This is a genomic window from Pseudomonas sp. Pme6b (assembly GCF_058129925.1).
On sequence record NZ_CM176704.1, the window covers coordinates 4,717,969 to 4,735,658 of the forward strand.

The window sequence follows — 17,690 nt, forward strand, 5'->3', positions numbered from 1 at the left end:
TCTCGATCAGGTTGGCAGTCAGGTTCGAGTCGCCGCAACCGGGGCCGTCTCGGCCTCGGCGCTCAACTCACGCACAGCAATGTAGCGTTCACTACGGCGTGTACGGTCCATCACCTGCCCGACCAGCTGGCCGCATGCTGCATCAATGTCTTCACCGCGCGTGGTGCGCACAGTGACGTTATAACCAGCCTGATGCAACAGGTCCTGAAAACGACGGATCGCGTTATTGCTGGGACGCTCGTAACCGGAGTGCGGAAACGGGTTGAACGGGATCAGGTTGATCTTGCAAGGCGTGTCCTTGAGCAGCTCGATCATCTCGACGGCGTGTTCAACCTTGTCGTTGATGTCCTTGAGCATGGTGTATTCAATGGTGAGCACACGCTTTTCGCCCAGACTGGACATGTAACGGCGGCAGGAATCAAGGAGCATTTGCAGCGGGTATTTCTTGTTGATCGGCACCAACTGGTTACGCAGCGCATCGTTCGGCGCGTGCAGCGACAAGGCCAGGGAAACGTCGATATGCTTGGAAAGCTCATCGATCATCGGTACCACGCCGGAGGTGGACAAGGTCACCCGGCGCTTGGAAATGCCATACCCCAGGTCATCCATCATCAGATGCATGGCAGCAATGACATTGTCGAAGTTCAGCAGCGGCTCACCCATGCCCATCATCACCACGTTGGTGATGGCACGGTCGACGGTCGCCGGTACGCTGCCAAAGGATTTGTTGGCAATCCACACCTGACCGATGACTTCGGCGGCGGTGAGGTTGCTGTTGAAGCCTTGCTTGCCGGTGGAGCAGAAACTGCAATCCAGGGCACAGCCCGCCTGGGACGAAACACACAAGGTGCCACGCTTGCCCTGCGGGATATAGACGGTCTCGACACAGCTGCCGGACTCTACGCGCACCACCCATTTACGGGTGCCGTCGCTGGAGATGTCCTCGCTGACCACTTCGGGACCGCGAACTTCGGCACAGGCCTTGAGCTTTTCGCGCAGGGCCTTGCTGACGTTCGTCATCGCGTCGAAATCGTCGACGCCGAAGTGGTGAATCCACTTCATGACCTGACCGGCACGGAAGCGCTTCTCCCCGATAGAGTCGAAGAATTTCTCCATTTCCTGTTGAGTCAGCCCCAGCAGGTTGGTTTTACCAGTCGATGCAATCATGAATTCACCCTTCACTCGTCAGTCAAAAATGACTTAGCGAGCGGTTACTTCGGTAGCTGCGAAGAAGTACGAGATTTCGCGAGCGGCGGCTGCTTCCGAATCGGAGCCATGAACAGCGTTGGCGTCGATGGAGTCAGCGAAATCAGCGCGGATGGTGCCGGCAGCAGCTTCTTTAGGGTTGGTAGCGCCCATCAGCTCACGGTTCAGAGCGATAGCGTTTTCACCTTCCAGAACCTGAACGACAACCGGGCCGGAGATCATGAAGGCAACCAGGTCGCCGAAGAAACCGCGAGCGCTGTGCTCAGCGTAGAAACCTTCAGCTTCGGCCTTGGACAGTTGCTTCAGCTTGGAAGCGACAACGCGCAGACCGGCTTTTTCGAAACGAGTGGTGATCTCGCCGATTACGTTCTTGGCAACGGCGTCAGGCTTGATGATGGAGAAAGTACGTTGAACAGCCATGGTGAAACTCCAGAAGCAGTGATTGAAGCGAAAAATTAAACCCGCGAATTATACGCGGGTTCTGGTGTATTGCCTAACTGCGTACGTTACTGAACGTCAATCGGCCTCTTCGATCCATAACCCCTGGATCGCCTCGAGAACCTTTTCCCCACTACGGTCCGGGTGGTCATCGAACTCGGGCAAGGCCATGACCAGATTACGCAGCATGGGAAAACTCACAGTCAGCGGATCGACATCCGGGTGGCTTTCAGCCAGCTGGATGGCGATTTCCTGCACATCAACCCATTTGAGACTCATGAGCAATCCTTGAATCAGTGTGGCGCTTCAGCGGCGTGGTTGAGCGAATACTTGGGTATTTCGACCGTGAGGTCTTCGTTGCCGACAATGGCCTGACAGGACAGACGCGATTGCGCTTCCAGGCCCCAGGCTTTGTCGAGCATGTCTTCTTCCAGCTCGTCCGCTTCATTGAGCGAATTGAAGCCTTCGCGAATGACGCAGTGACAGGTGGTACAGGCACACACGCCACCACAGGCGCTTTCAATCTCGATGTGGTGCTCGTGGGCAATCTCGAGAATAGACGTGCCCGGCTCCACTTCTACAACCAGCCCGTCCGGACAATGCTCGGCGTGGGGCAGAAAAATCACCTGCGGCATCAGTTATTCCTCAATCTCATTCAAGTTGCGCCCGGCCAGTGCGGCTTTTACCGTCGAATCGAGGCGTCGGGCAGCAAATGCATCGGTCACCTGCGACAGACGCTTGGTCTGCTGCTCGATGGCATAACCATCGGTGCCTTGCATCAATTCACGTAATTCGTTCATCTGCAGGTTGATGACCAGGCGCTCTTCTTCGTCGAGAAGACGCTCACCATCAGCCTCAAGGGCACCTTGAACCGCTTCGAGCAAGCGCTCGGCGTCAACCTGGTGCTCGCGCAGCACACGAGCGACCTTATCGTCGCCGGCATACTCGAAGGAGTCCTTGAGCATGCGGGTGACTTCGTCATCGGTCAGCCCGTAGGAAGGCTTGACCTGAATGCTCGACTCGATACCCGAGCCCATTTCACGCGCCGAAACGCTGAGCAGACCGTCAGCATCAACCTGGAAGGTGACACGAATCTTTGCCGCACCCGCGACCATCGGCGGAATGCCGCGCAATTCGAAACGTGCAAGGGAACGGCAGTCACTGATCAACTCGCGCTCGCCCTGCAGAACATGAATCTTCATGGCCGTCTGGCCGTCCTTGTACGTGGTGAATTCCTGACCACGCGCGACAGGGATGGTGGTGTTGCGCGGAATGACCTTCTCCATCAGCCCGCCCATGGTTTCCAGCCCCAGCGAGAGCGGAATCACATCGAGCAATAGCAGTTCGCCACCGTCACGCTTGTTGCCTGCCAGCGTATCGGCCTGGATCGCAGCCCCGATGGCCACCACTTGATCCGGGTCAATCTGGGTCAATGGCTGACGACCGAACAGCTCGGCCACCGCTTCGCGTACGCGTGGAACTTGGGTCGAACCGCCGACCATGACCACCGCCTCGACTTCTTCAAGCTCGATACCGGTATCACGCACCGCACGACGACAGGCCTTGAGACTGCGCGCGACCATAGGCTCGATCAGCGCATTGAGCGCCTCGCGGGTCAGCGTGCCACGCCAGTCACCGTAGGCGACCTCGACAGACTCGGCGTCAGTCAGCGCTTCCTTGGCCGAGCAGGCAGCCTGCAGCAGGCTGCGTTGCGCGGAAGGGTCGATATCCGCAGACAGACCGGCATCAGTGACAATCCAGTTGGCTATCGCATGATCGAAGTCATCGCCACCCAGAGCGGTATCCCCGCCAGTGGCCAGTACTTCAAACACACCGCCGGTCAGGCGCAGGATCGAGATGTCGAAGGTTCCGCCGCCCAGATCATAGATGGCAACCACGCCTTCGGCTTTCTGATCCAGACCATAGGCAACGGCAGCAGCCGTTGGCTCATTAAGCAGGCGCAACACATTGAGGCCGGCAAGTCTGGCGGCATCCTTGGTCGCCTGGCGCTGAGAGTCGTCGAAATAAGCAGGCACGGTAATCACCGCCCCCACCAGTTCGCCACCCAGCGTGGACTCGGCGCGTTCGCGCAGGACCTTGAGAATGTCGGCAGACACTTCAACAGGACTTTTCGGCCCCTGCACGGTGTCGATGAACGGCATGTGCGACTCACCGCCAACAAACCGGTACGGCAGTTGCTCGCCCAATTGCTTGACGTCAGTCAGCCCGCGCCCCATGAGGCGCTTGACTGACAGAACGGTATTGAACGGATCCTGGGAGGCGGCGATCTTCGCTGACTGCCCTACTTCGACACGATCAGCGTGATAGCGCACGGCAGACGGCAGAATGACCTGCCCCTCTGCATCGGCCAGCGGTTCGGACAGGCCGCTGCGTACTGCAGCAACCAGAGAATTGGTGGTGCCCAGGTCGATACCCACAGCCAGACGACGCTGGTGCGGTTGAGGACTCAGGCCGGGTTCGGCGATCTGCAGTAAAGCCATGCTGTTCAGAATAATCACTGGCGCGCGGCCGAAGCCGCGCGGGGTTAATCGTCGAGGCGCTCTTCTAACTGGCGCACTTCGTGAGAGAGCTTGTCGAGAAACTGCATACGCCGCATCAGCTTTTCAGCGTGCTCGCGTTGTGCAGCATCATTCCAACAGGCCGCGAAGCTCTGGTTCAGCTCGTCCTGAGCGACCTTGAGCTGACGCTTGAAGGTCGCAACGCCGGCGAGATCAGCCTCTTCCTGCAAGTCCTCGAGGTCTTCGCGCAATTGCATCTGCTGCAGAAGAAACTCGGGATCATGCGCCGTGACTTCGAGCGGCACTTCGTTGCCGTTCATTGCCAGCAGGTAGCGCGCCCTTTTCGGCGGGCTTTTCAGGGTCTGATAGGCCTCGTTGAGACTGGCCGAGCGCTCCAGCGCCACACGCTGCTCACGCTCGGGGGCATCCGCAAAGCGATCCGGATGCACGTTACGCGCAAGCTCACGGTAGCGCGTGGCCAGCTGGTCAAGATCAAGCTGAAACTCGGGCTTGAGATCGAACAGGGCGAAGTGACAGGGAGTACCCACAATAAAAGCCTCAGACGTTGAAGCTTTCGCCACAGCCGCACTCACCGCGCGAGTTGGGGTTGTTGAACTTGAAGCCTTCATTCAACCCTTCACGCACGAAGTCGAGCTCGGTGCCATCCAGATAGACCAGACTTTTCGGGTCAATGATCACCTTGACGCCGTGCATTTCAAACACAGTGTCTTCGCCAGCCGCCTCATCGACGAACTCAAGCACATAGGCAAGACCTGAACAGCCTGTGGTGCGAACACCCAGACGAACGCCATCACCCTTGCCGCGTCCCTCAAGGGAACGTCGTACGTGGTTAGCGGCAGCTTCTGTCATGCTGATAGCCATCGGAACTCCTTAGCCTGTTGCATTAGCCTGTTGCAGTTGACTCTGTTGCAAGCTTCTCTTGAAAAGCCTGCCTGCTTACAGCAGACCTTTCTTCTGCTTGTAATCGCGAACGGCGGCCTTGATGGCGTCTTCAGCGAGTACCGAGCAGTGAATCTTGACCGGCGGCAGCGCCAGCTCTTCAGCCAGCTGAGTGTTCTTGATGGTCTCTGCTTCATCCAGAGTCTTGCCTTTCATCCACTCGGTCGCCAGCGAGCTGGAAGCAATGGCCGAACCGCAGCCGTAGGTCTTGAACTTGGCGTCTTCGATAACGCCCTGCTCGTTGACCTTGATCTGCAAACGCATTACGTCGCCGCACGCTGGAGCGCCGACCATGCCGGTGCCGACATCAGGATCTTCCGCGTTCATCTTGCCGACGTTACGTGGGTTCTCGTAGTGGTCGATGACCTTTTCGCTGTAAGCCATGATTCTATTCCTCTCACATCAGGGAGCCGCTCTGCAGGTCACGCGCAATTGCACATGACCTGTGTTGGAGGCGACTTTAAATTAGTGCGCCGCCCACTCGATCTTGGAGATGTCGACGCCGTCTTTGAACATGTCCCACAGCGGCGAAAGTGTGCGCAGCCGGGTGACAGCCTCGCAAACCTTCTGCGCGGCGTAATCGATTTCTTCTTCAGTGCTGAAACGGCCGAAGGTGAAACGAATCGAGCTGTGCGCCAGCTCATCGTTGCGACCCAGGGCACGCAGCACATACGAAGGCTCAAGCGAGGCCGAGGTACAGGCCGAACCGGACGATACCGCCAGATCCTTGAGCGCCATGATCAGCGACTCGCCTTCGACGTAGTTGAAGCTCAGGTTCAGGTTGTGCGGTACGCGTGCAGTCAGGCTGCCGTTGACGTACAGCTCTTCCAGATTTTCGACCTGCTTGAAGAAACGATCGCTGAGTGCCTTGATGCGCACGTTTTCAGCAGCCATTTCTTCCTTGGCAATGCGGAATGCTTCGCCCATACCGACGATCTGGTGGGTCGCCAGGGTGCCGGAACGCATGCCACGCTCGTGACCACCGCCGTGCATGGTCGCTTCAAGGCGAACACGCGGCTTGCGGCTGACGTAGAGCGCGCCGATACCTTTAGGACCATAGGTCTTGTGCGCCGAGAACGACATGAGGTCAACCTTGAGGCTGGTCAGATCGATTTCAACCTTGCCGGTCGACTGCGCGCCGTCAACGTGGAACAGCACGCCACGCGAACGGGTCAGTTCACCGATCGCAGCGATATCGTTGATGGTGCCGATCTCGTTGTTCACATGCATGATCGAAACCAGGATGGTGTCGTCGCGCAGTGCCGCTTCAATCATGGCAGGCGTGATCAGACCGTCTTCACCTGGCTCGATGTAGGTAACTTCGAAACCTTCGCGTTCCAGCTGGCGAGTGGTGTCGAGGACAGCCTTGTGTTCGACCTTCGACGTGATCAGGTGCTTGCCTTTGCTGGCGTAGAAATGCGCAACACCTTTAATAGCCAGGTTGTTGGATTCAGTGGCACCCGAGGTCCAGACGATTTCGCGCGGATCGGCGTTGACCAGATCAGCGACCTGACGACGAGCGTTCTCGACCGCTTCTTCGGCTTTCCAGCCAAAGACGTGGGAGCGCGAGGCCGGGTTGCCGAAGTTTCCTTCGACGGTCAGGCAATCGATCATTTTCTGCGCGACACGCGGATCGACCGGGGTCGTCGCGGAGTAGTCGAGGTAAATTGGCAATTTCATTGAAGCTCTCCTATCAGGCAGGCGCACCGCTCATTCATCTGCGTTCATTCGACGGCGGACGTTTCGATCTTACCCAGTTGCGACATGTGGTTATGACCACGGCGCATATCCTGGCGCTGAGCGACTTCTTGTACCTCACGGCGAGTGACAAGATCCGCCAAGCTGATACCGCTTAGAAATTCGTGAATCTGCTGGCTCAGGTCACACCACAAGTGGTGGGTCAGGCAGGTATCGCCAGCGTGGCAATCGCCCAGACCCTGACACCGCGTGGCGTCGACCGATTCATTGACTGCATCGACGACTTGAGCAACCTGGATGCCTTTCATGTCGCGCGACAGCTGGTAACCACCACCTGGACCACGAACACTGGAAACCAGATTGCCGCGACGCAGCTTGGCGAACAGCTGCTCGAGGTAGGACAGGGAAATACCCTGCCGCTCGGAGATGTCGGCCAGAGACACTGGCCCGTTCTGCGCGTGCAACGCCAGGTCAAGCATGGCTGTTACAGCGTATCGGCCTTTAGTAGTCAGTCGCATGGCGTATACCGCAGAGGTTCGGAATGACAGCGAGTATGCTATTCCCGAGTAAAAGAGTCAACTATTAGACCAAGTAAAACAGTCGGGATTAGCGAAAAGCGCGGGCTGCATCATAGCAAAGGTGCGGCGTAATGGCACGCGTCACGCCGCCGTGTCGCCTAGCCAACCTTGTCTTCGTGGCGATCCTTGACGCAGTCGAATACTTCATCACGCAGCTCGGGAAGGTCTTTGGCGCAATAATCACTGCCCAGCCTGCCGAGCGCATCGCACATGCCCTCAAGACGGCCGTCGACAGCCTGCAAATGGTCGAGCAACTGGCCAATGGCGCGAGCGATAGGGTCCGGCATGTCGGCGCTGACGCCGTACGCGTCGAAACCGAGCTTTTCAGCCATGACCTTGCGCCGGGCTTCGGTTTCATCGTCGGACTTGACGATGATGCGCCCCGGAATACCCACGGCAGTTGCCCCCGCAGGCACCGCCTTGGTCACCACTGCGTTGGAACCAATCTTGGCACCGGCACCCACTGTGAACGGCCCGAGCACCTTGGCACCCGCCCCGACCACTACGCCATCTTCCAGCGTCGGGTGACGCTTGCCGACATTCCAGCTGGTACCGCCCAGGGTCACGCCCTGGTAAAGCGTTACGTCATTGCCGATCTCGGCGGTTTCGCCGATCACGATGCCCATGCCGTGGTCGATGAAAAAACGGCGACCGATGCGCGCCCCCGGGTGGATCTCGATACCGGTCATCCAGCGACCGAAATTGGAGACCAGCCGCGCGAGCCACTTCCAGCCGTTGCGCCACAGAATGTGCGCAAAGCGGTGCAGCCAGATGGCATGCATGCCCGGATAGCAGGTCAGCACCTCAAAGGCGTTGCGCGCAGCAGGGTCACGATGGAATACGCTTTGAATGTCTTCTCGCAGACGCTTGAACATTACTGATCCTTCCGCTTGTAGGGCTCACCGCGTGCGGCTTTCTGGGTTTCGGTGAGCACACCGCGCAGGATACTCAGTTCGGATCGCTCGACCTCGCTACGCCCGTATAGCCTGCGCAGTCGCGCCATCAGATGACGTGGTTTTTCCGGATCAAGGAAACCGATGGCCACAAGCGTGGCTTCAAGATGCGTGTAAAAGCCTTCCATCTCATCCATCGTCGCCAGCTCGGCGTTATGCGCCGAGACTGCCTTGGGCGTTTCGCCCTGCTCTGAGTGTGCCGAAGCCGCCAGCCAGGCCATGCGCACTTCGTAGCTGAGCACCTGCACAGCCGCGGCGAGGTTCAGCGAGCTGAACCCGGGGTCCGACGGGATGTGCACATGGAAGTGGCAACGCTGCAGTTCTTCATTGGTCAGGCCGGCGTGCTCGCGACCGAAAACCAGCGCCACTTCCGCGCCCTCTCCGGCCTGCTCGATGACTTTTTCACCGGAAGCGCGCGGATCGAGCAACGGCCACGGCAAACTGCGATCACGCGCACTGGTACCGAGCACCAGACGACAGCCGACCAACGCGTCTTCAAGAGTCGCAACAACCTTTGCACTTTCAAGAATATCGGTGGCGCCTGACGCACGCGCATCGGCATCAGGCGAAGGAAAGATGCGCGGATCGACAAGCACCAGACGCGAAAGCCCCATGTTTTTCATGGCGCGAGCGGCCCCGCCGATATTTCCGGGATGGGTAGTGCCGACCAGGACAACACGAATGTTCTGCAACAAAGCGAACGCTCACTGACGCGAATTAGGGGGGCAAATCTTACAGAAACGGTTCGACTAACGCTATGAAGCTGTGCGGGCCGGAAGATCGGAACTGACCGCTTGCGACATGAAAAAATCCACACGAACCCGACAACCGTAACCACGCAAGGCTGGAAATAATTCGAATCAGCCCATAGAATGCCCGGCTCTCTTTAACAACCTTAGGTGAATTATCCATGCAGCCCATGCTGAATATCGCGCTGCGCGCCGCCCGCAGCGCCAGCGAATTGATTTTCCGCTCCATCGAGCGCCTGGATACCATCAAGGTTGACGAAAAAGAAGCCAAAGACTACGTCACAGAGATCGACCGAGCTGCCGAGCAAAGCATCATCACCGCTCTGCGCAAGGCCTACCCGACTCACGGCATTCTCGGCGAAGAAAGCGGCCTGCACGAAGGCAGCGGCGAAGGCACCGACTACCTGTGGATCATCGACCCACTGGACGGCACCACCAACTTCGTTCGTGGCATTCCGCACTTTGCCGTCAGCATCGCCTGCAAATACCGCGGCCGCCTTGAGCACGCCGTGGTTCTCGACCCGGTCCGCCAGGAAGAATTCACCGCCAGCCGTGGTCGTGGCGCAGCCCTGAACGGTCGCCGTCTGCGCGTCAGCCAGCGCAAGAGCCTGGAAGGCGCACTGCTGGGCACCGGCTTCCCGTTCCGTGACAACCAGATGGACAACATCGAAAACTACCTGGGCATGTTCCGCAGCCTGGTAGGCCAGACCGCCGGCATCCGTCGCGCAGGCGCTGCAAGCCTCGATCTGGCTTACGTAGCTGCCGGTCGTTTCGATGCGTTCTGGGAGTCGGGCCTGTCCGAATGGGACATGGCAGCAGGCGCTCTGCTGATTCAGGAAGCAGGCGGTCTGGTCAGCGATTTCACCGGCGGTCACGACTTCCTCGAGAAAGGCCATATCGTTGCCGGCAACACCAAATGCTTCAAGGCCGTACTGACCGCAATCGCACCGCACCTGCCGCCTTCGCTCAAACGCTAAGCTGCAGACGTAAAAAAACCGGCGAAAGCCGGTTTTTTTATGTCTTCTAAAGCGCAGCGGCTGGCGTTACTGCGCCTGACCCAATATCAGCTGACCATTCTTGTCGACCGGAATCTGGCTGCCCGGATCACGTTCCATACGAACCTGACCCACTTTCTCGTTCAACTTGTATTTGACGTTGTAGCCCACAACCTTGTCGCTCACATCGTTGACCGTCGTGCAGCGGTTCTGCGTAGTGGTGTAGGTATCACGCTCCTGCATGCCTTCCTGAACCTTGTTGCCCGCATAACCACCACCTACCGCACCCGCGACTGTAGCGATCTTCTTGCCGTTACCGCCACCGATCTGGTTACCCAGCAAACCACCGGCAACCGCGCCAATAACGCTACCTACGATCTGATGCTGGTCCTTGACCGGCGCCTGACGAGTAACGGTTACGTCCTTGCAAACTTCACGGGGGGTTTTGATCTGCTGGTTGATCGGCTCTACTGCCAATACATCCGCATACTCAGGACCACCCTTGACCAAGCTATAGGTGGCAACGGCGCCGCCAGCAGTCACGACAGCAGCACCTAACACAGCACCAACAAGCATAGACTTGTTCACTTGAACCTCCTGACCAATCGAAACGCAGCATGGCTGCGCAATGCCTAGCCTTGGAGCATAAAAAAAGGCGCGAGTTCAGCACTCGCGCCTTTTTTATGATGGCCGGACCTACGGGAGGTCGTCAGCCTTCTCGACGACCACTGGAGGAATCAGGTCCTCAGTGGTCAGGTTCAGCCAGATCAGCACCACGTTAGCGATGTAGATGGACGAGTAAGTACCCGCCAGAACACCGATGAACAATGCGATGGAGAAGCCTTCCAGGCTGTCGCCGCCAAACGCCCACAGTGCAACAATCGCCAACAGGGTCGAAACCGAGGTGGCAATGGTGCGCAGCAGTGTCTGCGTGGTGGAGATGTTGATGTTCTCGATCAACGAAGCCTTGCGCAGCAGGCGGAAGTTTTCGCGTACCCGGTCGAAGACCACAATGGTGTCGTTCAGCGAGTAGCCGATGATCGCCAGCACCGCCGCCAGCACCGTCAGGTCGAAGGTGATCTGGAAGAACGACAGGATCCCCATCGTCACCACCACGTCGTGAATCAGCGAGACGATCGCCCCGACTGCGAATTTCCACTGGAAGCGGAATGCCAGGTAGATCAGAACACCGCCCAGCGCCATCAGCATGCCGAGGCCGCCCTGATCGCGCAGCTCTTCACCGACCTGCGGGCCGACGAACTCGACACGCTTGACCACTGCCGGGTTATCGGCACCGGCCTTGCGCAGCGCTTCGGCCACCTGAGTGCCCAGTTGCGGGTCTTCACCCGGCATGCGCACCAGTAAGTCAGTGGTGGCACCAAAGCTCTGAACAACGGCTTCGTGATAGCCCGCCGAAACCAGCTCCTGGCGCACCTTGCCCAGATCGGCTGGACGCTCGTAGGTCAGCTCGATGAGCGTACCGCCAGTGAAGTCCAGACCAAAGTTGAGCCCTTTATGGAACCAGCTGAACAGCGCCAGTGCGGTAAGGAGCATCGTGATGGCGAACGCAACATTGCGAACGCCCATGAAGTTGATGGTACGTAACATGGCAGCCCCTTAAATCCACAACTTCTTGAAGTCACGACCGCCGTAGATCAGGTTGACCATAGCGCGGGTCACCATGATGGCCGTGAACATCGAGGTAAAGATCCCGAGCGACATGGTCACCGCAAACCCTTTGACCGGGCCGGTGCCCATCGCAAAGAGAATGCCGCCGACCAGCAGCGTCGTCAGGTTGGCGTCGAGGATCGCCGTGTAGGCACGATCGAAACCTTCGTTGATAGCGCGCTGGACCGTCATGCCATTGGCGATCTCTTCACGAATACGCGAGAAGATCAGCACGTTGGCATCCACCGCCATACCCATGGTCAACACGATACCGGCGATACCTGGCAGGGTCAGTGTTGCACCCAGCAAGGACATCAGTGCCAGCAGCATGACCATGTTCAAGGCCAGTGCGACGGTCGCGATCAGACCGAAGAAGCGGTAGATCGCCATGATGAACAGCGAGACGAACAGCATGCCCCACAGGGAAGCGTCGATACCCTTGGTGATGTTGTCGGCACCCAGGCTAGGACCGATGGTGCGCTCTTCAGCGAAGTACATCGGCGCCGCCAGACCACCGGCACGCAACAGCAGCGCCAGCTCGGAAGACTCACCCTGACCGTTCAGACCGGTAATCCGGAACTGACTGCCCAGCGGCGACTGAATGGTCGCCAGACTAATGATTTTCTTTTCTTCCTTGAAGGTCTGCACCGGCACGTCTTTTTCGACGCCGTTGACCATCTGTTTGGTGTAGGTGGTGGTCGGACGCTGCTCGATGAAGATCACCGCCATGCTGCGACCCACATTGCTGCGGGTTGCGCGGCTCATCAGCTCGCCACCGTGGCCATCAAGATTGATGTTCACCTGTGGACGGCCATGTTCGTCGAAGCTGGCCTTGGCGTCAGTCACCTGATCGCCGGTGATGATCAGACCACGCTCCACCGCCGCTGCCGGACGACCGCCTTCGCGGAATTCGAACATTTCGGTGGTGCCTTTCGAATCATCCGGGCCTGCCCCCAGACGGAATTCGAGGTTGGCGGTCTTGCCCAGAATACGCTTGGCTTCGGCCGTGTCCTGCACACCCGGCAGCTCGACCACGATGCGATTGGCACCCTGGCGCTGAACCAGCGGCTCGGCAACACCCAGCTCGTTGACCCGGTTACGCACGGTAGTCAGGTTCTGCTTGATCGAGTATTCGCGAATCTCGGCCAGTTTGGCCGGGGTCAGCGCCATGCGCAGCACGGGAATACCGTTCAGCTCGGCAGGCGTGATTTCGAAATCGGTGAAGGTCTTGCGCACCAGTGCACGAGCCTGTTCGCGCTCTGCGTCATCGCTAAAGCCCAGCTGAATCACATTGCCCAGCTGCGGCAGGCTGCGATAACGCACCTTTTCCTTGCGCAACAGGGATTTGACTTCGCCTTCGTAGACTTTCAGACGTGCATCGATCGCCTTGTCCATGTCGACTTCCAGCAGGAAGTGCACACCACCGGAAAGGTCGAGACCGAGCTTCATCGGGCTTGCACCCAGGTTACGCAACCAGGTCGGCGTGGTACGCGCCAGGTTCAGCGCAACGACATAGTCGTCACCCAGCGCCTTGCGCACGACATCCTTGGCTGGCAACTGGTCTTCCTGCTTGCTCAGACGCAACAAACCGCCCTTGCCATTCTCGGCCAGAGAAGAAGCCTTGACCGAGATGCCTGCATCGGCAAGCGCCTTGGCTGCACGATCCACGTCTGCCTGATTGACTTGCAGTGCAGTGCTTGCACCGCTGATCTGGATGGCAGAATCATCAGGGTAGAGATTGGGTGCGGAATAAATAAAACCGACCACCAGCACCGCCAGGATCAGTATGTATTTCCACAGAGGGTATTTGTTCAGCATCACGCCGCCCGCTTAAAACGCGGGGCGCCTTGCGCGCCCCGTCGATGGGTAAAAAGTTACTGCTCAGATCGCTTTCAGGGTGCCTTTTGGCAGAGTGGCCGCGATGGCGCCCTTCTGGATTTTCAGCTCAACGGTGTCAGACACTTCGATGACCACGAAGTCGTCGGTCACTTTGTTGATCTTGCCCGCGATGCCGCCGCTGGTCACAACTTCATCGCCTTTCTGCAGGTTGCCCAGCAGGTTTTTCTGCTCTTTGGCGCGCTTGGCCTGTGGACGCCAGATCATCAGGTAGAAGATGACCAGGAAGCCGACCAGGAAAATCCACTCGAAACCACTGCCCGCAGGACCGGCAGCCGGTGCAGCAGCATCCGCAAAAGCGGGAGAGATGAAAAAGCTCATTTGTCGCTCCAGTTACATAATTAGTATAAAAAGCAGGAAAAACTCGTTCTGTTTCAACCCAGAGGCGGCGTTGGAAGACCGCGTTTGGCATAGAAGGCATCGACGAAGGCGGCCAATGTACCCTGTTGAATAGCCTCGCGCAAACCAGCCATAAGCAGCTGGTAGTGCCGCAAATTATGGATTGTATTGAGCATGCTCCCCAGCATTTCCCCGCACTTGTCCAGGTGATGCAGATAAGCGCGCGAGAAGTTCTTGCAGGTGTAGCAATCGCAGGTCGGGTCCAGCGGCGAATTGTCGTGGCGATGGAACGCGTTACGGATTTTCAATACACCGGTATCAGTGAACAGATGGCCGTTGCGGGCGTTGCGGGTGGGCATCACGCAGTCGAACATGTCGACGCCACGGCGCACACCTTCGACCAGATCTTCCGGCTTGCCTACACCCATCAGGTAACGAGGTTTGTCTGCCGGCATGAGGCCTGGCAGGTAGTCCAGCACCTTGATCATCTCGTGCTTGGGTTCGCCCACCGACAGACCGCCGATCGCCAGACCGTCAAAGCCGATCTCGTCCAGGCCTTCCAGCGAGCGCTTGCGCAGGTTCTCGTGCATCCCGCCCTGAACGATGCCGAACAACGCAGCAGTGTTTTCGCCATGCGCGATCTTGGAGCGCTTGGCCCAACGCAACGACAGCTCCATGGAGACACGCGCCACATCTTCGTCGGCCGGGTACGGCGTGCATTCGTCGAAGATCATCACGACGTCCGAGCCCAGATCACGCTGAACCTGCATCGACTCTTCAGGGCCCATGAACACCTTGGCACCATCGACCGGCGAGGCGAAGGTCACGCCCTCCTCCTTGATCTTGCGCATGGCGCCCAGGCTGAACACCTGAAAGCCGCCGGAGTCGGTCAGAATCGGCCCCTTCCACTGCATGAAATCGTGCAGGTCGCCGTGGCCCTTGATGACTTCGGTACCCGGACGCAGCCACAGATGAAACGTGTTGCCCAGAATCATCTGCGCGCCGGTCGCCTCGATATCACGGGGCAGCATGCCCTTGACCGTGCCATAGGTGCCCACCGGCATGAACGCCGGGGTCTCCACCACACCACGCGGAAAGGTCAGCCGGCCGCGACGGGCCTTGCCGTCGGTGGCCAGCAATTCGAAAGACATACGACAGGTGCGACTCATGCGTGATCCTCTGGTGCCGATTCCTGTGGGGCCGTCGGCGCGGGATTGCGGGTGATGAACATCGCATCACCGTAACTGAAGAAGCGGTAGCCGTGCTCGATGGCCGCAGCATAAGCCGCCATCGTCTCGGGATAACCGGCGAACGCCGAAACCAGCATCAACAGCGTGGATTCAGGCAAATGGAAATTGGTCACCAGGGCATCGACCACGTGAAACGGCCGGCCTGGATAGATGAAGATGTCGGTATCGCCGCTGAACGGCTTCAGTTCGCCGTCACGCGCCGCACTCTCCAGCGAGCGCACGCTGGTGGTCCCGACGGCAACCACTCGCCCGCCCCGTGCACGGCACGCGGCCACAGCGTCGACCACGTCCTGGCCAACTTCCAGCCATTCGCTGTGCATGTGGTGATCTTCGATCTGCTCGACGCGCACCGGCTGGAATGTACCCGCGCCGACGTGCAGCGTGACGAACGCAGTCTCGACGCCCTTGGCGGCGATCGCCTCCAGCAGCGGCTGATCGAAATGCAGGCCGGCAGTTGGTGCAGCCACAGCGCCTGCACGCTGCGCGTAAACAGTCTGATAGCGCTCGCGGTCCGCGCCCTCATCCGGTCGGTCTATATAAGGAGGCAACGGCATATGGCCGACACGCTCCAGCAACGGCAGAACCTCTTCGGCAAAGCGCAGCTCGAACAGCGCGTCATGCCGCGCAACCATCTCGGCCTCGCCACCGCCATCGATCAGAATCGACGAGCCAGGCTTGGGCGACTTGCTGGAACGCACATGCGCCAGCACACGATGGCTGTCCAGCACGCGCTCGACCAGAATCTCCAGCTTGCCGCCGGACGCCTTCTGCCCGAACAGCCGCGCGGGAATCACACGGGTATTGTTGAACACCATCAAATCGCCCGGGCGCAAATGCTCAAGCAAATCAGTGAATTGACGATGTGCCAGCGCGCCAGTCGGCCCGTCGAGGGTCAACAGACGACTACTGCGACGCTCGGCCAGTGGATGGCGAGCAATCAGGGAATCGGGGAGTTCGAAGGTAAAGTCAGCGACGCGCATGATCGGGTTCGTTTAGCAGGGCCGGGAAGTTTATCCGGTTTGGCGGCATTAGTAAAAAACCTGCGTAAATCCCTGTTGACCAACGGAAAACTCATCCTTATACTTCGCCGCCATTGAGCCCTGATGGCGGAATTGGTAGACGCGGCGGATTCAAAATCCGTTTTCGAAAGAAGTGGGAGTTCGATTCTCCCTCGGGGCACCACCTTTGAAAAAAGACCTTGAAATTCAAGGTTTTTTGTTCGTCTGGTGGAAAGTGGTTTGTTGTCGTTTACCGCATGCATCTCCTGAAAAGATCTGTTTGGCTCAATCTCTAAAAACGCCGTTCTCTGTCAGGGCAGGCTGTCTGGAACCATGAAACAGATTCTCGGCAAGCCTGTGTTCAAGCAAAGGAAGGATACGCCTGAGAATAGCCCCCTCAGTTCCGTTTTCCTGCGCCCGCGCCTTTGGGATGTTCAGCAATTCATACTCATTCCAACCTGAACGCAGGGTTGTCGGGATTGTATCCGGCGCTCTTGAAAGCATTACGCAGCTTCTTCTCCAGTGACAACATGCTGGTATCTGCCAATGCAGACTCGATTATGCTGGCGCGCGACATTCCGTGGCTTGTCCTGTCCTGCGGTGTACGCTCGGCGTAACACAGTCCCTTGCCCATGGATTGCATTCCCGCTGGCGTATGATTGATAAACGCATCTTCAGGGAGCAGTGCCTGAAGCTCTTTTGCAAGTGTCTGCGCAGAGGAAAAATCTCCGCCGACATAGAAAACCGCAGCATCTGTAAGCGTGCCAATCTTTGCAGGACCTGCCACTTTGGCAGTAATGATATCGTGACGCTCAGCAGTCAACCTGACCGCTGCGTCGACCATGGCCTTCTGGAATTGAGGTTTGACATTTATCGTCAGGCGAGCCTTGACAGCCTCATCAGGAAATTGCGCGCCCGAACGTTCAATCTTGTAGAACTCGTCCGCTGCTTTGGGGTTGTTCATCATGAACTCTTTTGTGTCATGTTTTAGCTGCACCCCACGCACTCCATCCAGAAACTGCGGCCAAATACTGATACCGTCCTTAGCGTTCTGCTTATACATATGAGCCAAACACGCCCTGTGCTCAGCGCGTGGCAGCAGTTCTACACGCGGGAGTTCTTTTGCGTAGATCTGATAAAGAGCACCGGAACTTGTATTGCCATTGGCTTTCGCCTTTTCGGCCCATTGCAAAATACTGCTGTTTACCAGGCGGCCATTGGGCAGCCCGCTTTTCTGGACGGACGTGGTGGCCGAACTGCCTTGCCCCTCTTCGATGTTCAATGGCATACGACCCAGATGGGTCTGCCCCTGGCGTATAAGACGGGGACCGGCGGGGGCCGCGCTTTTCATTGAGTACCTGGGCAATTTGATCGGACTGACTGCCGGAACTCCCACTTAACCCTGCTTTTTTGAAAAACTTGCTCATCGTCATCTGTTTGTCA

Annotated in this window: 20 protein-coding genes and 1 tRNA gene; 2 read left to right on the forward strand and 19 right to left on the reverse strand. The window is 58.1% G+C overall.

Annotated elements, in window-relative coordinates:
- Positions 1–18 precede the first annotated feature (18 nt).
- The 12 genes from rlmN to trmJ form a co-directional block, all read right to left on the reverse strand.
- Entirely contained in the window at positions 19–1,167 is a 1,149-nt protein-coding gene (gene rlmN / locus AC4ANE_RS21380; RefSeq protein ID WP_002552483.1) for a dual-specificity RNA methyltransferase RlmN, read from the reverse strand.
- Between the two features lie 33 nt (positions 1,168–1,200).
- Complete coding sequence (ndk, locus tag AC4ANE_RS21385) at positions 1,201–1,626, reverse strand: nucleoside-diphosphate kinase (protein ID WP_002552482.1); 426 nt, start codon at positions 1,624–1,626, stop codon at positions 1,201–1,203.
- A 96-nt stretch (positions 1,627–1,722) separates the two neighbouring features.
- Positions 1,723–1,923 (reverse strand): Fe-S cluster assembly protein IscX, encoded by a 201-nt coding sequence (iscX, locus tag AC4ANE_RS21390; RefSeq protein ID WP_460408512.1) that lies wholly within the window; start codon positions 1,921–1,923, stop codon positions 1,723–1,725.
- A gap of 14 nt (positions 1,924–1,937) precedes the next feature.
- Positions 1,938–2,279, reverse strand: coding sequence for an ISC system 2Fe-2S type ferredoxin (gene fdx / locus AC4ANE_RS21395; protein ID WP_002552480.1), 342 nt, complete (start codon positions 2,277–2,279; stop codon positions 1,938–1,940).
- A 3-nt stretch (positions 2,280–2,282) separates the two neighbouring features.
- Positions 2,283–4,145 carry a Fe-S protein assembly chaperone HscA gene (gene hscA / locus AC4ANE_RS21400; RefSeq protein ID WP_002552479.1) on the reverse strand — a complete coding sequence of 621 codons (1,863 nt, stop codon included), beginning with the start codon at positions 4,143–4,145 and terminating at the stop codon, positions 2,283–2,285.
- Positions 4,146–4,189: 44 nt separating this feature from the next.
- Complete coding sequence (gene hscB, locus AC4ANE_RS21405; protein ID WP_460408513.1) at positions 4,190–4,711, reverse strand: co-chaperone HscB; 522 nt, start codon at positions 4,709–4,711, stop codon at positions 4,190–4,192.
- Positions 4,712–4,721: 10 nt separating this feature from the next.
- Entirely contained in the window at positions 4,722–5,045 is a 324-nt protein-coding gene (gene iscA, locus AC4ANE_RS21410) for an iron-sulfur cluster assembly protein IscA (RefSeq protein ID WP_002552477.1), read from the reverse strand.
- A 75-nt stretch (positions 5,046–5,120) separates the two neighbouring features.
- Complete coding sequence (iscU, locus tag AC4ANE_RS21415; RefSeq protein WP_002552476.1) at positions 5,121–5,507, reverse strand: Fe-S cluster assembly scaffold IscU; 387 nt, start codon at positions 5,505–5,507, stop codon at positions 5,121–5,123.
- Positions 5,508–5,588: 81 nt separating this feature from the next.
- Complete coding sequence (locus AC4ANE_RS21420; RefSeq protein ID WP_002552475.1) at positions 5,589–6,803, reverse strand: IscS subfamily cysteine desulfurase; 1,215 nt, start codon at positions 6,801–6,803, stop codon at positions 5,589–5,591.
- 44 nt (positions 6,804–6,847) lie between these two features.
- A complete protein-coding gene (iscR, locus tag AC4ANE_RS21425) occupies positions 6,848–7,339 on the reverse strand; it encodes a Fe-S cluster assembly transcriptional regulator IscR (RefSeq protein ID WP_002552474.1) in 492 nt (163 codons plus the stop codon).
- A gap of 158 nt (positions 7,340–7,497) precedes the next feature.
- Positions 7,498–8,274: a serine O-acetyltransferase gene (cysE, locus tag AC4ANE_RS21430; protein WP_002552473.1), complete on the reverse strand. Its 777-nt coding sequence runs from the start codon at positions 8,272–8,274 to the stop codon at positions 7,498–7,500.
- A complete protein-coding gene (trmJ, locus tag AC4ANE_RS21435; protein WP_005734184.1) occupies positions 8,274–9,047 on the reverse strand; it encodes a tRNA (cytosine(32)/uridine(32)-2'-O)-methyltransferase TrmJ in 774 nt (257 codons plus the stop codon). The genes cysE and trmJ overlap by 1 nt, the downstream gene beginning before the upstream one ends.
- A 215-nt stretch (positions 9,048–9,262) precedes the next feature.
- On the opposite strand from trmJ, the gene suhB reads away from it, so the two are divergent.
- The gene (suhB, locus tag AC4ANE_RS21440; protein ID WP_002552472.1) at positions 9,263–10,078 is read left to right on the forward strand and encodes a type III secretion system regulator SuhB; all 816 of its coding nucleotides are present in this window, start codon (positions 9,263–9,265) and stop codon (positions 10,076–10,078) included.
- Positions 10,079–10,144: 66 nt separating this feature from the next.
- Here suhB and AC4ANE_RS21445 read toward each other — a convergent pair whose 3' ends face one another.
- The 6 genes from AC4ANE_RS21445 to queA form a co-directional block, all read right to left on the reverse strand.
- Complete coding sequence (locus tag AC4ANE_RS21445) at positions 10,145–10,684, reverse strand: glycine zipper 2TM domain-containing protein (RefSeq protein ID WP_002552471.1); 540 nt, start codon at positions 10,682–10,684, stop codon at positions 10,145–10,147.
- 108 nt (positions 10,685–10,792) lie between these two features.
- Positions 10,793–11,704 carry a protein translocase subunit SecF gene (gene secF / locus AC4ANE_RS21450; protein ID WP_002552470.1) on the reverse strand — a complete coding sequence of 304 codons (912 nt, stop codon included), beginning with the start codon at positions 11,702–11,704 and terminating at the stop codon, positions 10,793–10,795.
- Positions 11,705–11,713: 9 nt separating this feature from the next.
- The gene (gene secD, locus AC4ANE_RS21455; protein ID WP_004666080.1) at positions 11,714–13,582 is read right to left on the reverse strand and encodes a protein translocase subunit SecD; all 1,869 of its coding nucleotides are present in this window, start codon (positions 13,580–13,582) and stop codon (positions 11,714–11,716) included.
- Between the two features lie 63 nt (positions 13,583–13,645).
- Entirely contained in the window at positions 13,646–13,981 is a 336-nt protein-coding gene (gene yajC / locus AC4ANE_RS21460; RefSeq protein WP_002552468.1) for a preprotein translocase subunit YajC, read from the reverse strand.
- A gap of 53 nt (positions 13,982–14,034) precedes the next feature.
- On the reverse strand, positions 14,035–15,150 hold the full coding sequence (tgt, locus tag AC4ANE_RS21465) for a tRNA guanosine(34) transglycosylase Tgt (RefSeq protein ID WP_003365111.1): 1,116 nt from the start codon (positions 15,148–15,150) through the stop codon (positions 14,035–14,037).
- Positions 15,151–15,164: 14 nt separating this feature from the next.
- On the reverse strand, positions 15,165–16,229 hold the full coding sequence (gene queA / locus AC4ANE_RS21470; protein WP_002552466.1) for a tRNA preQ1(34) S-adenosylmethionine ribosyltransferase-isomerase QueA: 1,065 nt from the start codon (positions 16,227–16,229) through the stop codon (positions 15,165–15,167).
- Positions 16,230–16,346: 117 nt separating this feature from the next.
- On the opposite strand from queA, the gene AC4ANE_RS21475 reads away from it, so the two are divergent.
- Positions 16,347–16,431: transfer RNA gene (locus AC4ANE_RS21475), tRNA-Leu, on the forward strand.
- A 264-nt stretch (positions 16,432–16,695) separates the two neighbouring features.
- Here the strand turns inward: AC4ANE_RS21475 and AC4ANE_RS21480 are convergent.
- Entirely contained in the window at positions 16,696–17,598 is a 903-nt protein-coding gene (locus AC4ANE_RS21480) for a T3SS effector HopA1 family protein (protein WP_223227167.1), read from the reverse strand.
- Positions 17,599–17,690 lie beyond the last annotated feature (92 nt).